General features: G+C 41.8%; 17 protein-coding genes. 5 read left to right on the forward strand and 12 right to left on the reverse strand.

Annotation, left to right across the window (positions count from 1 at the left end; genetic code table 11):
- Window position 1: 1 nt before the first annotated feature.
- From cvpA to PR767_RS09665, 9 genes are all read right to left on the reverse strand, one after another.
- Complete coding sequence (cvpA, locus tag PR767_RS09625; protein WP_004912301.1) at window positions 2-505, reverse strand: colicin V production protein; 504 nt, start codon at window positions 503-505, stop codon at window positions 2-4.
- 179 nt (window positions 506-684) lie between these two features.
- The gene (gene dedD, locus PR767_RS09630) at window positions 685-1,326 is read right to left on the reverse strand and encodes a cell division protein DedD (RefSeq protein WP_004912302.1); all 642 of its coding nucleotides are present in this window, start codon (window positions 1,324-1,326) and stop codon (window positions 685-687) included.
- Window positions 1,327-1,331: 5 nt separating this feature from the next.
- Window positions 1,332-2,621, reverse strand: coding sequence for a bifunctional tetrahydrofolate synthase/dihydrofolate synthase (folC, locus tag PR767_RS09635; RefSeq protein WP_042851620.1), 1,290 nt, complete (start codon window positions 2,619-2,621; stop codon window positions 1,332-1,334).
- The gene (gene accD, locus PR767_RS09640) at window positions 2,611-3,582 is read right to left on the reverse strand and encodes an acetyl-CoA carboxylase, carboxyltransferase subunit beta (RefSeq protein ID WP_004912308.1); all 972 of its coding nucleotides are present in this window, start codon (window positions 3,580-3,582) and stop codon (window positions 2,611-2,613) included. The genes folC and accD overlap by 11 nt, the downstream gene beginning before the upstream one ends.
- 104 nt (window positions 3,583-3,686) lie before the next feature.
- Window positions 3,687-4,373 (reverse strand): DedA family protein, encoded by a 687-nt coding sequence (locus PR767_RS09645; protein ID WP_042851864.1) that lies wholly within the window; start codon window positions 4,371-4,373, stop codon window positions 3,687-3,689.
- A 65-nt stretch (window positions 4,374-4,438) separates the two neighbouring features.
- Window positions 4,439-5,254 carry a tRNA pseudouridine(38-40) synthase TruA gene (truA, locus tag PR767_RS09650; RefSeq protein WP_109911543.1) on the reverse strand — a complete coding sequence of 272 codons (816 nt, stop codon included), beginning with the start codon at window positions 5,252-5,254 and terminating at the stop codon, window positions 4,439-4,441.
- Window positions 5,254-6,264, reverse strand: coding sequence for an aspartate-semialdehyde dehydrogenase (locus PR767_RS09655; protein ID WP_272520223.1), 1,011 nt, complete (start codon window positions 6,262-6,264; stop codon window positions 5,254-5,256). The genes truA and PR767_RS09655 overlap by 1 nt, the downstream gene beginning before the upstream one ends.
- Before the next feature lie 74 nt (window positions 6,265-6,338).
- Complete coding sequence (pdxB, locus tag PR767_RS09660) at window positions 6,339-7,475, reverse strand: 4-phosphoerythronate dehydrogenase PdxB (RefSeq protein WP_272520224.1); 1,137 nt, start codon at window positions 7,473-7,475, stop codon at window positions 6,339-6,341.
- A gap of 86 nt (window positions 7,476-7,561) precedes the next feature.
- Window positions 7,562-8,374, reverse strand: a complete 813-nt coding sequence (locus tag PR767_RS09665) for a helix-turn-helix transcriptional regulator (RefSeq protein WP_004912323.1) — start codon at window positions 8,372-8,374, stop codon at window positions 7,562-7,564.
- Between the two features lie 101 nt (window positions 8,375-8,475).
- Here PR767_RS09665 and PR767_RS09670 point away from each other — a divergent pair, with 101 nt between their 5' ends.
- Entirely contained in the window at window positions 8,476-9,396 is a 921-nt protein-coding gene (locus PR767_RS09670) for a DMT family transporter (protein WP_004912327.1), read from the forward strand.
- An 886-nt stretch (window positions 9,397-10,282) separates the two neighbouring features.
- Complete coding sequence (locus PR767_RS09675) at window positions 10,283-10,813, forward strand: hypothetical protein (protein ID WP_272520225.1); 531 nt, start codon at window positions 10,283-10,285, stop codon at window positions 10,811-10,813.
- A gap of 64 nt (window positions 10,814-10,877) precedes the next feature.
- Here PR767_RS09675 and PR767_RS09680 read toward each other — a convergent pair whose 3' ends face one another.
- Together PR767_RS09680 and tctD are read right to left on the reverse strand one after the other, a co-directional pair.
- Window positions 10,878-12,305 carry a sensor histidine kinase gene (locus tag PR767_RS09680; protein WP_042851621.1) on the reverse strand — a complete coding sequence of 476 codons (1,428 nt, stop codon included), beginning with the start codon at window positions 12,303-12,305 and terminating at the stop codon, window positions 10,878-10,880.
- Complete coding sequence (tctD, locus tag PR767_RS09685; protein WP_004912340.1) at window positions 12,302-12,970, reverse strand: transcriptional regulator TctD; 669 nt, start codon at window positions 12,968-12,970, stop codon at window positions 12,302-12,304. The genes PR767_RS09680 and tctD overlap by 4 nt, the downstream gene beginning before the upstream one ends.
- 311 nt (window positions 12,971-13,281) lie before the next feature.
- On the opposite strand from tctD, the gene PR767_RS09690 reads away from it, so the two are divergent.
- From PR767_RS09690 to PR767_RS09700, 3 genes are read left to right on the forward strand one after another with little or no spacing between them, the layout of a single operon-like run.
- Entirely contained in the window at window positions 13,282-14,256 is a 975-nt protein-coding gene (locus PR767_RS09690; protein WP_004912350.1) for a Bug family tripartite tricarboxylate transporter substrate binding protein, read from the forward strand.
- An 11-nt stretch (window positions 14,257-14,267) separates the two neighbouring features.
- Window positions 14,268-14,699, forward strand: coding sequence for a tripartite tricarboxylate transporter TctB family protein (locus tag PR767_RS09695; RefSeq protein ID WP_109911536.1), 432 nt, complete (start codon window positions 14,268-14,270; stop codon window positions 14,697-14,699).
- An 11-nt stretch (window positions 14,700-14,710) separates the two neighbouring features.
- Complete coding sequence (locus tag PR767_RS09700) at window positions 14,711-16,216, forward strand: tripartite tricarboxylate transporter permease (protein WP_272520226.1); 1,506 nt, start codon at window positions 14,711-14,713, stop codon at window positions 16,214-16,216.
- Window positions 16,217-16,297: 81 nt separating this feature from the next.
- On the opposite strand, the gene PR767_RS09705 is transcribed toward PR767_RS09700, so the two are convergent.
- Entirely contained in the window at window positions 16,298-16,561 is a 264-nt protein-coding gene (locus PR767_RS09705) for a hypothetical protein (RefSeq protein ID WP_109911535.1), read from the reverse strand.
- Between the last annotated feature and the right edge of the window lie 181 nt (window positions 16,562-16,742).

A 16,742-nucleotide genomic window follows, 5' to 3' on the forward strand; every position in this document is an offset into this window, starting at 1 on the left:
ATCAGCCAGACGGAGAAATGTTCTCCGGTAGGAAACTTGACGCATTTTGCAGGTAGTCAAAAAACCACCTGATTATATGACTGAACTGCGGAATAAGTTCCGAACGCTGCCAATCCTCACTTTGAGGTAATGGTGTAAATGTGTCGAGAAAAAACAGTAATGCCGAAACTATTAACACACCACGCAGCGCACCGAAGCAGATCCCCAGAACTCGATCTGTACCTGATAACCCGGTTTTTTGTACTAACGAGCTAATCACATAGTTCACCACCGCGCCAACAATTAATGTGGCAATAAACAGTGCAGCGATAGCAATGCCATTTCTAACCAGCACATCCTCAAAACGAGTAAAGTAGCCCGCTAAGTAAGGATAAAACGTACTCGCAACAAAAAAAGCACAGCCCCATGTCACCAGAGAGAGCGCCTCTCGTACAAAACCACGGATCAAGCTAACTAGTGCCGAGAAGCCAATAATGGCGATAATTGTGTAATCTATCCAGACCATATTTCATTCCAAAATTCGCACTCACGACATCAGCGAAGTGCATTCTAACAGAAAACGAAAACGTTTGCGTAACCATTTTTCTATCAAATTTAAAAAAATAGCGGCGAAAAGAAAAAATCATAATCGCCGCAGTAAGTTACTAAATCCCCTTACCTTTTAGGGATTATTTAAATTCTATTTTAAGGTTTATAGCTTTGGATTATCCCTTTCGTCCCCGTAATCTTATTCAGTTCTGGTAAAGCTGCTTCTAGCCTCTGCCTTGAAGCCTCAGGCCCAACGTAGATCCGTGTAAGTTTATTATTCACTGGTTTGGCAGGAACCGTATAAACTTGGTAACCGGACAACCTTAGTTTAGCGACAATCTCTTCAACTTTACTTGCATTGTTCAATGCAATCACTTGCACAACAAATGCTTTGCCCTGTGGTTGAGGCTTCGGTTCTGGCTTAGGCTCGGGTTTTGGTTGTGGTTTCGGCTCAACTTTAGGTTCAGGTTTAGGCTCCGGCTTGACGGGTTCAACTACGCTCGGCGCAGGAGTTGTCGTCGATGGACGGGTTTCAACCTGCTCATTCTGTTGCTGCGTAATGGCTTCTGACAACATGGCTTCAGAAGCACCTTCTGAAGAAGCGGTGGTAGTCGTACTCACAATAGGCGCTATTGCTTCAATATCTTCTTCATCACCCGGTTTAGGGATAATAGGAATGGCCGCAAATTCATTTTCATTGTATTTCTTATCGCCATCAAGCAGAGCAGGAAGCACAATAACGCCCACTGCAACAAGCACAATGGCGCCAGCAAGTCGATTCTGAAATTTACTAGCCACCGGCACTATCCTTCTTGATTTTCCAATAACATCATGACGTGAGCAACGGTATGAAATGACCCGCACACCACAATCACATCTTGCTCGTTTGCATCGATGCAAGCTTGCTGCCACGCTTTTTCTACGCTGTCAAACTGGTTAGCTGTCGGTAAATGTTGACTCAGTTGAGCCACATCAGCCCCCCTAAACTCAGTTAATGGCGCAAGGTACCAATCGGTGACTTGTTGTGATAAACACTCAAGCGTACCTTTGATGTCTTTATCACCTAGCATCCCGACAACCGCACGAATATGACGACCTTTAGTTTCAGGCAAGGCAGCCAATTTACTAACTAAGTACCCTGCTGCATGAGGGTTATGCGCCACATCCAAGATCATCAACGGTTTTTCACCGACAATTTGGAAGCGCCCCGGTAATTGAGCTGATTTCAAACCTTGATGAATAGCGGACTCAGTCACTTTTTGGGCAAAATCAGCATCAATTTCCAATAAGCAACTCACCACACCTAGCGCTGTTGCTGCGTTCGCTAAAGGCACATTCGGTAACGGTAAATTATGCCATTCACGCTGTGAACTTTGCCATGACCAACTATTTGCTTGCTCACTGTATTGCCAATCCGTCCCACGACGAAATAGCTTCGTACCTAAATGCTCAGCCACTTGACTGATTGAAGCTGGCATATCCGGCTCACCAACCACACCATAATGGCCAGCACGGAAGATACCGGCTTTTTCATAACCAATATGTTCACGGTCTGAACCAAGCCAATCAGTGTGATCAAGTGCGATACTGGTGATTGCGGCTATATCTGCATCAACGACATTTGTCGCGTCTAACCGCCCACCTAAACCGACTTCTAAAATCACAATATCGAGTTTAGCTTGTTTAAATAGCTGTAACGCCGCCAAAGTGCCATATTCAAAATAGGTGAGAGAAATATCTGCTCGCTGAGCTTCAATTATGGCAAATGCCTCGCAGAAATCAGACTCGGGAAGTTCTTGGCCTTGAATACGAACGCGTTCGGTATAACGGATAAGATGCGGTGAACTGTATACCCCAACTTTTAAGCCAGACGCCATAAATATGGACTCTAGTGTATGGCAAGTTGTCCCTTTTCCGTTGGTTCCCGTCACAGTGATAACTTTGGGGGCAGGCTGCGTTAGGTTCATTTTCCTAGCAACTTGACCGACTCGCTCCAACCCCATATCAATATTTTGGCTATGTAAGTCGGTGAGATAAGAAAGCCAAGCCTCCAATGGAGACTTGGCATTAGGAATGATTAGATTACTCATCATCTTTTTTATGCTTTTCAGAATCCTTTTTTGGCTCTTGGGCATCAAGTTCATCAACGGCATCGATGTCGATTTCAACCGTTTCCGCTACGATGATTGGTGTCTCATTAAAGCTTGGTTTATTGGTTAACATCGCCAATATTTCAGCTAAACGGTCACGCATCTCAGGGCGGCGAACTATCATGTCAATCGCGCCTTTCTCAAGTAAGAATTCACTGCGTTGGAAGCCTTGCGGTAATTTTTCGCGAACAGTTTGCTCGATAACACGTGGCCCTGCGAAACCAATTAACGCTTTCGGCTCTGCCACGTTAATATCACCTAACATTGCTAAACTTGCAGACACCCCACCCATGGTTGGGTCAGTTAATACTGAAATGTAAGGTAAGCCACGCTCTTGCAATTTTGCTAATGCGGCACTGGTTTTGGCCATCTGCATTAATGATAACAGTGCTTCTTGCATACGCGCACCGCCACTTGAAGAGAAACATACCAACGGGCAGTTATCTTCCAAAGCTTGTTCGACAGCACGGACAAAACGTGCACCGACAACTGAAGCCATTGAACCGCCCATAAAGGCGAATTCAAACGCTGCAGCCACTACTGGCATGCCTTTCAACGTGCCTTTCATCACGACGATCGCGTCTTTTTCACCCGTTTCTTTTTGTGCTGCAACAATACGATCTTTATATTTTTTTGAATCTTTGAACTTCAGAATGTCTTTAGGCTCAAGTTCACTGCCTAATTCTGTTGTTGAGTTTTCATCAAGGAAGGTTTCTAAGCGCTGACGGGCGTGAATTCGCATATGGTGGTCACATTTTGGACACACGGATAAATTACGCTCTAATTCAGCACCATATAATACTTGCCCGCAGCTATCGCATTTAGTCCAAACTCCCTCTGGGATGTTGGCTTTGTGTGATTGGGTCAAGTTACCTTTCTTTAAAATTTTTTCAATCCAGCTCATTAATGGACCTTTTTGTCTGATTCACTCTGGTTATCACCAGTATGTAATTTTTTGCCATTAAACCACAATGATATCTCACTGTGGATAAAAACTTGTTAAACCATCTAGTGGTTATCGATTTTTTGCGCTGCCGCACGCTTTTCTTTCGCAGCTATTCGGCGATGACGAATAATTTCAACAACGCCCGGCAAAATTGAAACAAAGATAATCGCGACTATCAGTAATTTCAAATTCTTTTGTACGAACGGTAATTCACCAAAGAAATAACCCGCATAAGTGAATAATAATACCCAAATAAACGCGCCCGTCACATTATAAAAAGCAAAGTGACGATAAGACATTTTACCCATTCCTGCAACGAATGGTGCAAAAGTTCTGACGATCGGCACGAAGCGCGCCAGTATAATCGCTTTACCGCCATGTTTTTCATAAAAAGCATGGGTTTTATCTAAATAAACGCGACGAAAAATCTTCGAGTCCGGATTTTTGAATAATTTTTCACCAAAAATACGCCCAATGGTGTAGTTTACCGCATCACCAATAATCGCCGCCGTAATCATCAACGCGACCATTAAATGAACATTCAGGTCATTGCTGTCTAATGACGAAATCGCGCCAGCAACGAATAATAACGAATCTCCCGGTAAAAATGGTGTGACCACTAACCCTGTTTCACAAAATAGGATCAGAAACAGGATACCATAGACCCACGTACCATAATCTCTGACCAGTTCAGCAAGGTGCACATCGATGTGTAAAATAAAGTCGATAATAAAAGTGATAAATTCCATATAATCCTCATCAATAATAGCATCCATGCTATTTGCAATAATTATGAGATAAATAAAAATTCGCTTTACATCAGTTCATCTGCCAGAAAAAGCGGCCCCATCACATTCTGAGGTAGCTCAAACTTCTCTGGGTAATCGACACTCACCAAATACAACCCTTCAGCTCTCGCAGTTGCAGCTGCCTTTGTACGGTCTTTTAATTCAAGAAGATGTGCCATCCAATCAATGCTTTGGTTGCCACAACCAATCTCCAACAGACTTCCGACAATATTTCTCACCATATGGTGAACAAATGCATTGGCTTTGATGTCTACCACCACATAATTACCGTGGCGGCTGACATTCACATGCATCACATTACGCCATGGCGACTTCGACTGACACTGGACTGCTCTGAATGAGGTAAAATCACGTTCACCCAATAGTGCCTGTGCCGCTTCATGCATTCTTTTTTCATCGAGTGGGTAATGAAAGTGCGTTACACCACTCGATAAAATCGCTGGCCGATAACGATGATTAAAAATCACGTAACGATATCGACGCGCTGTTGCACTAAAACGTGCATGAAACTCTTCAGCCACCGGTTTACACCAGCGAACAGCGATATCCGCGGGTAAATGGGTATTCGCCCCCATGGTCCAAGCCGCTTCTTTACGAATGGCAGAGGTTTCGAAATGCACCACTTGCCCCGTAGCATGGACACCAGCATCAGTACGCCCTGCACAAAACACGCTAATTGGCTCCGCGGCAATTTTTGACAAAGCGTCCTCTAAACAGCCTTGAACACTTTTAACTTCTTGCTGACGTTGCCAACCGAAATAACGACTGCCGTTGTATTCAATACCTAATGCGATTCGATACAACTGTGTAGACTCAGACATTAGTAAAACAGCTCCTGAGCCAGTTTTTCTGCTGTTTCTACCGCCATCAATGCGCCACCGAAACGCACGTTATCAGCCACTGACCAAAATTGTAAAATTTCGGGTATACCGTAGTCATTACGTACACAACCAATGCTTAATTGGTCATGACCTGACGCTTCAGTCACTTGGGTAGGATAATCACCCTCTTCTGAGACCTGAATATCTTCAAAACGTTCAAGTTCTTCGTTAGCTTCTTCTGCGCTCATTGGGCGCAACGTTTCTAAATGAACGACTTGCGCATTCCCATAAAAAACAGGGGATTGAATAAAGCTAACGGCCACTGGTAAGCCATCATCTTGCAGTACCTTACGCACTTGCTCAACCAAGCGACGTTCATGAACGACACTGCCTTCCATGTCAGCCAATAATGGCAACATATTAAAGGCTAATTGCTTACTAAAACGGCCTTCTTCCGCAGGGATACCATTTAATAAACGTGCGCTTTGCCCTGCTAGCTCATCGACAGCGGCTTTACCATAACTGGAAACCGACAACATATTGGTTAAAGTAATACGCCCTAACCCTGCCGCGTCCACCAGCGGTTTGATTGCCGTTAATAATTGGCTCACTGAGCTGTCAGCCAATGAAATAATATTACGGTTGCGATAATCAGCGAGTACTTGCGGATTCACATTTGGGACAATCAGTGGCACATCCGGTTCTTGAGCAAATACGCCGCTAGTATCAATGACAATACACCCTTCCTGCGCCGCTAATTCAGCGTATTGTAGGCTGACACCTTCATTAGCTGCAAAAAAGGCAATTTGTGCCTGTGACCAATCAAAATCAGTCACATTTTCAACTTGAATATTTTTACCATTAAAACGTACGCCCTCCCCTGCACTACGCTCACTGGCCAGTAAATACAGTTCGCCGACTGGGAATTCTCTTTCTTGTAACAGTGAAATAATAGCTTCACCTACAGCACCGGTTGCGCCTAATACTGCAATATTCCAACCTTCAGTCATGGCTATTCCTCTAAAAAATAAAAAATTAAATAGCCCCAATTGGCGCTATTTAACAGGTGATCATTTTAACTCATTTATTTTGTGCTAACTAAACTTGCCTTAAAACCAAGTGCATTGAGTTTTGATGCCGTTTGTTCATCATCACAAATCACTTCAAGGGATGACCATTCACGACGTTCTTGATAATTTTTGCGCAGTTTATCAAATTCGCCTGTTACCCCTGCAACCGCTCTTAATGCTGCATCATCTCGGCGCACATCATACACGAGATGCACTAACCTTTTGAGCTGGTTTTGCGTTAATTTACCATTGAAAGTCAATTGATTGATATCAGGCTTAGGCAGTAAGGATGAAAGGGAAATTTGTGACGATTTGCCGAGAAACTGGCAGTAAGCTTCATAAACTTGCGTCGTTCCTCGTGCTTTACCTTCTAGCGTATAACCCGCAATATGCGGAGTACCGATATCCACTAATGCTAAAAGTGCGGTGTCTAAATCTGGTTCTGGCTCCCACACATCTAAGATAACGCTCATTTTTTTCCCGCGATTAAGCACAGATAATAATGCTTTATTATCAACCACCTCACCTCGACTTGCGTTAATTAAAATGGTGCCATCTCGTAATTTTGCTAAACCCGTTTCATCCATTAAATGGAAAGTTTGATATTCCCCAGACATATTCAGCGGAGTATGGAAGGTTATCACGTCAGCTTGCTTGAGCACATCTTCAAAAGAAACAAATAGCTCGTCGTCCCCTTTGGCTGCACGCGGTGGGTCACAGAGTAATGTTTTGACTCCCCAAGCCGATAACCTAGCCGCTAAACGCCCTCCGACATTACCAACACCAATAATTCCTACTGTTTTATCACGCAAATCAAAGTTGTCGCGTTCCGCTAGCAGCAATAGTGAAGAAAAGACATATTCAACGACCGCTATCGCATTACAACCCGGTGCTGATGAAAAACCAATATTTGCGGTTGATAACCACTCGGTATCAATGTGGTCAAAACCGGCTGTCGCGGTTCCAACAAATTTAACCGGTGTATTACCGAGCAGTGATTCATTAACCTTAGTGATAGAACGTACCATTAATGCATCTGCATCAATTAATTCTTGTTCTGGTATAGGACGCCCCGGTACCGCTTTCACTTCACCAAGGTCACTAAATAAAGTTTGAGCATATGGCATATTCTCATCGACTAAAATTTTCACGCTGTTATCCCAATCAATCACTTGTTTGTTGTGTGTCGTTATATAGATAAGTGGAGCAATATTTTGCCACGGTTTAAGCCAGATGCCTATGAGAGGTTACCTTCTACTGTAAATTCTTTCGCTCGAAAGCGATCTGGTGTGACACCTGATATTTGTTGGAACATCGCAATAAAGGCGGATGCCGAGCTATATCCGACATCCAATGCAACTTCATGTACACTTTTTCCTTTTTCTAGCCCGGCAACGGCATGTAGGTAGCGTAAACGTTGACGCCATTCACTAAACGACATTCCTAACTCTTGCTGGCAACGCCTTGATAACGTGCGTTCCGATGTATAATAGCGTTTTGCCCATTGTGCTAACGTCGTATTATCTGCTGGGTCACCTTGTAACTCTAATAAGATGGGAGCAAGAAATTTATCTTTTGAAACAGGCAAATAGGTGTCTTGGCAGGGAGACAATGGAAATTGATCAATAAGCACATGAGCCAAACGCAAGTCTTGCTCTGTTTCGGGCTGAACAATACCGCGTTGATACATGTCCGTCATAATTGATTGAAATATCGGGCTAAGCTTAATCACACACGGCCGTTGAGCCAGCACTTGGTTGTATTCATGAGCAAAATCTATAATCCGAAATTTGACACTTTCTTTATTAAAGCTAGCATGGGGAATATTCGCAGGGATCCAAATGCAAAATTCTGGCGGTGCTAAATAATGTTGACCAGCCACCTCCATTTCCATGATGCCACACACCACATACAGCATTTGACCAAAAGGATGCGAATGGGATTTATACTCAGTGAGGGCGGCAGTTTGCTCATGCCGAAAAGCAACCAATTCAGGCTCTGCGATATTACATTCGCTGATTTGCCAAATGTCTGATTTTAAATTTTCCATGGTACCTGTCTGAAAAGCGTTATCGATTGTCTGGTTATCAGTATATATAAAAAATCGGACAGATGTATACTAGCGCCCATTCAATATGGGAGAGTGTTTTAATGAAAAATCTTCTTTTTCCGCTGATTGCGGTTTTATTATGGTCAATTAATGCCATTGTAAACAAAGCGGCATCAACCGCTATTGACCCTGCGGCAATCTCTTTTTACCGTTGGGCGCTGGCCTTGCTTGTCATGACGCCTTTTGTATTACGTTCTGTGCTTCGAAATTTTAAAATGGTCAGGAAGCATTGGTGGCAACTTGCCATTTTGGGCGCTTTAGGGATGATGCTTTACCAAAGTTTAGCTTATTATGCCGCACACAGCGTGAGCGCTACTTTTATGGGAATTATGAACTCCATGATCCCATTATTAACAGTGATTATTAGTATCTTTGTACTACGCGTTATTCCTACCGTGGGGATTGTGCTAGGTTCAATTCTTTCATTATGTGGGTTAGTGTGGTTAGTGAGCCAAGGAAGCCCAAGCGCATTATTCTCACAAGGCTTAGGCCAAGGGGAAGCCATGATGTTAGTTGCGTCTGCAGCATATGCCCTGTACGGTGTGCTTACTAAGCGTTGGTCAATCCAGTTATCCAGTTGGGACTCACTCTACGTTCAAGTTTTCTTTGGCGTTATCATGCTATTCCCTAATTTCTTATTAGCTGAAGATGTCTCGCTGAACAGCCAAAATATCGGTTTAGTGGTATTTGCTGGTATTGCAGCTTCCATTATTGCTCCTGCATTATGGATCCAAGGAGTTATGCGCCTTGGGGCGAATACAACCTCCATTTTTATGAACCTAGCCCCCGTTTTCACCGCTATTATCGCTATTTTTGCCTTAGGTGAAGAACTCAAAAGTTACCATTTAATCGGTGGTGGAGTGGTTTTACTCGGGGTAATGTTAGCGCAACAATTACGCACTCCACTGACAGAATTATTCCGCCGTGAAAAAAAGGTGGTTCAAGAAGATTCTTGCCAGTAGAATAGAATTACAAAAGCAATAAATGCAATGTCGTCACTCATATGCCCCACTTTGTGGGGCTATGTTTGAAATCCTCTTCATTCTTTCGTTTATTTTCCTTTAATATTCCTCATTATTAATACTTTGTGACATTTTAAAATCACTCAATTCACCTTTAGTTCGCCCATCATTGGTATCATTTATCGGATTACCGTTTTTCAGATGAAGGATAATCCGATTGAATCTTCTGGAATTCCAATTAGACTTAAGCAAAATCAAATACTTCTTTAGGAGTATCAACTCCACTCAATAAATCGTGATAACGCGATAAATCTAAATGGATCGTGGCGATTTAGACGTGCTCGTTGCCATCAACCAATGAGCGATTTGCAGTTACGGACTAGTGGCTAGTTTATAATGTCAACCTGTTATATCGCTAAGCTTCCAGCTTGCCATCATGGATATTACATTCGATTTTCTCTAGATGAAATTCAATTAAATACACTATTTACCCAAATATCTAATGAAACTATTTATCTAAAATAGATATAATTTTGTTTACCCCCTAATCATTATCTAATTTAATTAACCACCTAATTATTTTAATGATACTTATTGCAATTTAATTTCAAATAAAAATTAGTTATTTTGTTTTGGTTGATTTATATTTCATTGTCTGGTACTTACGGGTATTACCCCTAAATAATATGGAGCATTTAATATGAATTTAAACTTAAAAAATAATACATCAATCATACCTATAATGGATGAAAACAAATAAAAAATTAAAAATACAAAAACAGAAAATAATGAAGTTAATAACTTTCGTCAATTAGCTACCCTGCTATTTAATGAAGAAAATATCAATATATCGGATATACAACGTGAAAGAGAATATCTAACAGCGATGAGAGATGATTTTATTTCTAACGTTCATAATTATGTTCCATTAAAGTCCGCTATATCCGACGTCAGCGAAGAATCCTACTATCAAACAATTAGAGATGCATTGTTATACATTATCGAGCAACACTCTCAATTAAATGAAATGAAGGTATTAGAGCAAACTGATACTGGCAATATAAATATACAGGAAGGGAAAATCACCAATTTAAAAAACAATCTCGTAAAATACATTCACGACCACTCAGAAAATAAAGATAATAACTTAATTTCACAAGATATATCAGCTTTACTTAACGAAATATACAACACGGATTTAAAAATAAGATCAATAGATGTATTTATAAAAAAACTAGAAAAAGAAACCGTAGAGGCTCTATATAACATCCTTAAAGACAAGAGTGATGATGTAGACACCGTATCGCTATTATCATCCACAATGGCAAACCTAGAACAAAACACAGCGAATCACAATTTTAATCCGGAGACTTCAAATACAACACTACCACTGGTGTTGATGCCAATACGAAACTAAGCGTATCAAGCTTTATTATCCTAAAATTTGTCACTAATGGAGCGCTCTAATTAGGGCGTTCTTTTCAGTGTGGCGCTTGGCTTGCTTTAAATGCAATTCTAACCAACAATCCATTAAGTAACTCACTTTTTAATAACTGTGGTTCAGAACCATGATAACTGGCAATATCTTTCACTAAAGCGAGACCTAGTCCTGCACCTTCCTTTCCTAACGCGTTATTTAATCGAGTAAAAGCTTCCATAGAACGGCTAATTTTAGCGTCTGGGATCCCAGGGCCTGAATCTTCGACCTCCAAAACCCAATGAAGATGGTCATCACTGCTGACCACCCGAACGGTGACCACCCCATTTGCAGGGGTATATTTAATAGCATTATCAATTAAATTTGCACACATCTCAGCTAATAAAATAGGTTCACCTTTAATCCATGCTGTTTCCGCACCTTCATAACCTAAATCAATGTGTTGGCTTTCCGCTTGGGGTAACCGAGTAAAACAAGCCTGGTGAACAATATCCACTAAGTTTATTGCACGATACTGTGTAATGGCTTCTTTTTCATGGGCTTTTAAACGTGATAACTGCAAAAGCCTATCCGTCAAATTGATCGTGTTATCAAGAGTTTTATCGATGGCTTGTAAACTCTGTTGCCGTTGGGTTTCATCCGGACTATTAATTGCAACAGAAACCTGTGTTTTGAGAACAGTTAGCGGTGTTTTAAGCTGATGAGAGGCATCCGCACTAAACCGTTCTTGCCGTCGAACCATCCGCTTTAGGCGGGAAATATAGCGGTTTAATGCATCAATTAATGGTGATAAATCAGACCACGGCAGTAAATCAGGCAAAGGGGTTAAGTCATTAGCGGAACGGCTTAACATTAAATGGGACAATTTTTTTAGCGGTGCCAATAACTTACTAAGTAAAATATAGGCAAGTACCAAAGTTAAAAACACCACAGTACCTTGGCTCATCAGGGCAGAAATTAATAATTGATTAGCGAGATCTTGTCGCGAATAGACCGTTTCCGCCACACGGATTTCAACCATCCCAGTGATACCGCCTTCATTAATGGGTTGATAAAATGCAGCAATACGGATAGGCAAGCCTTTGTACTGCGCATCATAAAAATAAACTAACGCAGTATAATGCTGTGAGCGCATCCAATACGGGGGGATCGGCGGTAAGTCATCATAACCAGAAATAGTTTCACCGTCCGGGGAAATAACTTGATAAAAAATTCGGTCATTATTATTCAGCTCGAAACTATCAAGCACGACATAAGGCACACTGACTGAGAGGTGCCCATCGACCACTTGCAAACGCTCTGCGACGGTTCGCGCTGAAGCTAATAATGTGCGGTCATAGGCTAAGTTTGCGGCATTTTTTGCACTGTAGTAGTGCGTATACACCGAAAAACTCCCCAATAAAATGAGGGGGATACCGAAAAAGAGCAGCAACTGATGAAAGAGAGAGCGTGGATGAGAGACTAATTTCATACACTACACTGCTCTAATCGGTATCCCAATCCGCGTAAAGTACTGATGTTAACATCCGAACCGGCAAGTTTTTTTCTAACACGGTGAACATATAACTCAATACTTTGTAAATTGGCTTCATCTGACAACGAAAACACCTGTTCAAATAATTGCATTTTAGAAACAGGACGCCCTCGTCGATGAAATAAGGTGTTTAACACCGCATATTCTCTTGGCGTCAAGCCAAGTGGTTCTTGTCCTAATAGGAAATAACCGTCCTCATGGTAACTAAGCAAACCAAACTGTTGTGATTCATTCACTTGCCCTTGACTACGCCGCAATAAAGCGCGAAGACGCGCTTCTAATTCCGCAATATCAAAAGGTTTGGTCAGGTAGTCATCAGCCCCTGCATTTAGCCCTTGTACTCGGTCGGCTACGTCTGAATTCGCCGTTAATAACAAGACTGGGGTTTCTTGATGACGTTTGCGCATTTGCGCTAATACCTCAAGCCCACTCATTCTCGGAAGTGATACATCTAACACGACTAATTCATAGTGCTCAGTTTGTAATAGCTGGTCTGCTATCGCGCCATCACTAGCAACATCAACTGCAAACCCAGATGACGACAAAGCCTTCTGTAACCATAATGACAATTCGTCATGATCTTCAACCAATAAAATTCTCATTCCGCATACTCATTATAATTATTTATCAGTATACGTTGGCATTCCATTGAATGAATGGAAAGCAAATGTGCGCATATTTACTGTGTCCATCACAACTATTGTTAATAAACACTATTAACGTGATTAATTTAACATTAAGTTAACATAACAAAAAAGCAAAAATACAAAACAATCTGATATATATCACATAAAAATAATAACATTTGTTAATGAAAGGTAAATGAAAGCTTCATCGGACAATGATGACATACCAACAAAACAAGAAGTAAACAATATATACCTCTAATTATTGTCTTAGTAAGGAAAAAAGAATGAAAAAATTCACACTGAAGGCCTTAGCAACAGCAATATTTTTAGTTGGCATCAACCAAGCAAATGCCCTACCTGAACGCACCGAATGTATTGCTCCCGCCAAACCCGGCGGTGGTTTTGATTTAACCTGTAAATTAGTCCAAGTGTCTCTTCTTGAAACCAAAGAAATCGAAAAACCAATGCGAGTGACATACATGCCTGGCGGTATTGGCGCAGTCGCTTATAACGCCATTGTCGCTCAACGCCCTGCAGAACCCGGCACCATTGTTGCTTTCTCCGGCGGTTCTTTACTCAATCTTGCACAAGGTAAATTTGGTCGCTATAACGAAAATGATGTGCGCTGGCTGGCTAGTGTCGGAAGCGACTACGGTATGATTGCCGTGCGCGCGGACTCACCTTATAAGACTCTGAAAGATTTAATGGATACCTTCAAAAAGGATCCGAACAGCATCGTCTTTGGTGCTGGAGGGTCGATTGGTAGCCAAGATTGGATGAAAACGGCCTTGTTAGCCAAAGCCATTGATATTGACCCTCGCAAAATGCGTTACGTAGCTTTTGAAGGGGGCGGTGAAACCTTAACGGCACTACTGGGCAACCATATTCAAGTCCTTTCAGGGGATATCAGCGAAATGACGCCATATATCAATGAAGGTAAAATTCGTATCCTTGCTGTCTACTCAGATAAACGCCTTGAAGATGGTTTATCTGACATCCCAACAGCCAAAGAACAAGGCTATGACATTGTCTGGCCAATCATCCGCGGCTTCTATATGGGCCCCAAAGTGTCTGATGCCGATTATAACCAATGGGTTGAAGCCTTCCAAAAACTGCAACAAACCGACGAATTCAAAAAACAACGCGAACTCCGCGGCTTATTTGAATACAACTTAACCGGGCAAGAACTCGATAGTTATGTCAAAAAAGAAATCGAGCAATACCGTGAACAAGCCCGTGCCTTCGGTTTAGCCAAATAATGGGGTGAACGATGAGCCAACGCATATTTGCCATAGTTTGGCTAATACTGTGTGCTATCGGAATTTATATTGGTTGGGGGATCCAGAGTGAGTTTAGTTATGAACCACTGGGCCCCCGCCCTTTTCCGGTTGTCATACTCTCTTTAATGGCGCTTTGTGCCCTTGCCTTATTATTTGGCAAGCAAGAAGCCGTTGAGTGGCCAAAACCCTATGTATTACGTCGTTTAGTTTTATTAGTCGTTGCACTTGTTATCTATGCATGGGCTTTTGAATGGTTGGGGTTCCCGATTGCCACCAGTTTGCTCACCATTAGTATTGCCCTGCTATTTGGCGCAACACCTATCGCCGCGGTTATTTCCGGCCCCGTCTTAGGTATCTTTCTATTCTATGCCTTTGATAAATGGCTAGATGTAACCTTACCTATTGGTAGCTTGCTTAATTAAGGAACGAAATCATGGAAACTTGGATGTACCTATCACAAGGTTTTGAGGTTGCTCTTGTTCCTCAAAATATCTTGATCGCCTTAATTGGCTGTTTTATCGGTACTATCGTTGGGATGCTTCCCGGCCTCGGCCCAATTAATGGTGTCGCTATTTTGCTACCGCTGGCCTTTGCACTTAAATTACCGGCCGAGTCTGCATTAATCTTACTCGCCACGGTTTATTTAGGTTGTGAATATGGTGGACGTATCTCATCCATATTACTCAATGTCCCTGGTGATGCCGCTGCAATCATGACCACGCTAGATGGTTACCCAATGGCAAAACAAGGTAAAGGTGGTGTTGCACTGTCAATTTCTGCGGTGAGTTCATTCATTGGCTCAACGATTGCGATTGTGGGTATCATTTTATTTGCTCCTTTATTAGCGCAATGGTCTTTGGCTTTCGGGCCTGCAGAGTATTTCGCTTTGATGGTTTTTGCTATTGCCTGCTTGGGCAGTATGATGAGCCAAAACCCAATTAAATCACTATTGGCGGCATTAATTGGTTTATCTCTTGCTACTGTGGGCGTAGATGCCAACTCTGGGGAATATCGTTTTACGTTTGATAGCGTACATTTATCGGATGGCGTGCAGTTTATCGTCGTGGTTATTGGTTTGTTCTCTGTTAGCGAAATTTTATTGATGCTCGAAGGCACGGCAACAGGACAAGGGCTGATCCGCAAAACAGGCAGAATGCTGTTTAATCGCAAAGAGGTCAAAGCGTGTGCTGGCCCTGCTTTACGCTCCTCTTTTATTGGGTTCTTTGTTGGCGTTTTACCGGGTGCCGGTGCCACCATTGCCAGTGCCATAACCTATATGACTGAAAAGAAAATCAGTGGCGAAAAAGGCGATTTTGGTAATGGCGATGTTCGCGGTGTCGCTGCACCAGAAGCGGCCAATAATGCCTCTGCCTGTGGCTCATTTATCCCAATGTTAACCCTTGGCGTTCCGGGGTCGGGGACAACTGCAGTAATGATGGGGGCGCTAACGCTCTATAATATCACCCCAGGCCCAGGTATGTTTACTGAGCAACCTGATATTGTGTGGGGGTTAATTGCGGCTTTGTTAATTGCTAACGTAGTTCTGCTCATTATGAATATTCCATTAATTGGCTTATTCACACGGATGCTAACGGTTCCATTATGGTTTTTAGTACCGGCTATCGCTTGCATTTCTGCTGTAGGGGTATATGCCGTTCACAGTACGACATTTGATTTGTTACTCATGATGGGGCTTGGCGTATTTGGGTTTATTCTACGAAAAATGAACTTCCCATTGTCGCCATTAATCTTAGGGTTTGTATTAGGTGAAATGCTAGAACAAAACTTACGCCGTTCGTTATCCATCAGTAATGGAAATTTCGATATTCTTTGGAGTAGTACGATTTCTCAAAGTTTATTAACACTGGCGGTATTAGTGCTAATTCTTCCACCTATTGTAAAACGCATTCGTAAACGTAAACATTCCACTATTTCATAATTCACGGTTGTTCATACGATATCTGTTGTTCATACAACCTCTGTAATACTTTGCCCCAGTGTGATTTTGGGGCATTTTTTATTAATAAATAGGGAGCTTTATATAACTTAATAAAACTACTGATTTATCATGAGCTCCTGCGCCATAATAGACATGTTTTGATTGCAAACTAGTGGTTGTGTTCGTTCTCTTTTGGTCATAACTATGCAGTGGAAATATTTTTTCAGTATTATGTATTTTACTAATCATCCCACTAAATTTACTGCGGATATAACGAGATAATGCCTTGCCTAAAATTTTAAAATCCTGCATCCAAATAGCCGCATGAAACCTTGTTACACTCATATAATTTCCTCTATTCAACTAAAAATTGAGCTAATATCATGTCACTGTTTTGGATAAAAAAATTTAATAAAATGATGTATATTCACTCAGTCATTAATAAATCATTGATTAAGATAATGACGATATATTGAATAGCGTCAATCAATTATTTTAGTCATCTCATTTATTAAAACATAAAACA

Origin of the sequence: Providencia sp. PROV223 (assembly GCF_028479245.1) — a bacterium.
Lineage (GTDB): Bacteria > Pseudomonadota > Gammaproteobacteria > Enterobacterales > Enterobacteriaceae > Providencia > Providencia rettgeri.

Excerpts from the sequence above, each read along its gene's own strand:
- PR767_RS09700 (WP_272520226.1), top strand. The coding sequence starts at position 14,711 with ATGGAAACTTGGATGTACCTATCACAAGGTTTTGAGGTTGCTCTTGTT.
- PR767_RS09675 (WP_272520225.1), top strand. The coding sequence starts at position 10,283 with ATGAGAGATGATTTTATTTCTAACGTTCATAATTATGTTCCATTAAAG.
- accD (WP_004912308.1), bottom strand. The coding sequence starts at position 3,582 with ATGAGCTGGATTGAAAAAATTTTAAAGAAAGGTAACTTGACCCAATCA.
- PR767_RS09690 (WP_004912350.1), top strand. The coding sequence starts at position 13,282 with ATGAAAAAATTCACACTGAAGGCCTTAGCAACAGCAATATTTTTAGTT.
- PR767_RS09670 (WP_004912327.1), top strand. The coding sequence starts at position 8,476 with ATGAAAAATCTTCTTTTTCCGCTGATTGCGGTTTTATTATGGTCAATT.
- PR767_RS09705 (WP_109911535.1), bottom strand. The coding sequence starts at position 16,561 with ATGAGTGTAACAAGGTTTCATGCGGCTATTTGGATGCAGGATTTTAAA.
- truA (WP_109911543.1), bottom strand. The coding sequence starts at position 5,254 with ATGTCTGAGTCTACACAGTTGTATCGAATCGCATTAGGTATTGAATAC.
- tctD (WP_004912340.1), bottom strand. The coding sequence starts at position 12,970 with ATGAGAATTTTATTGGTTGAAGATCATGACGAATTGTCATTATGGTTA.
- PR767_RS09665 (WP_004912323.1), bottom strand. The coding sequence starts at position 8,374 with ATGGAAAATTTAAAATCAGACATTTGGCAAATCAGCGAATGTAATATC.
- PR767_RS09695 (WP_109911536.1), top strand. The coding sequence starts at position 14,268 with ATGAGCCAACGCATATTTGCCATAGTTTGGCTAATACTGTGTGCTATC.
- PR767_RS09680 (WP_042851621.1), bottom strand. The coding sequence starts at position 12,305 with ATGAAATTAGTCTCTCATCCACGCTCTCTCTTTCATCAGTTGCTGCTC.
- folC (WP_042851620.1), bottom strand. The coding sequence starts at position 2,621 with ATGATGAGTAATCTAATCATTCCTAATGCCAAGTCTCCATTGGAGGCT.
- PR767_RS09645 (WP_042851864.1), bottom strand. The coding sequence starts at position 4,373 with ATGGAATTTATCACTTTTATTATCGACTTTATTTTACACATCGATGTG.
- PR767_RS09655 (WP_272520223.1), bottom strand. The coding sequence starts at position 6,264 with ATGACTGAAGGTTGGAATATTGCAGTATTAGGCGCAACCGGTGCTGTA.
- cvpA (WP_004912301.1), bottom strand. The coding sequence starts at position 505 with ATGGTCTGGATAGATTACACAATTATCGCCATTATTGGCTTCTCGGCA.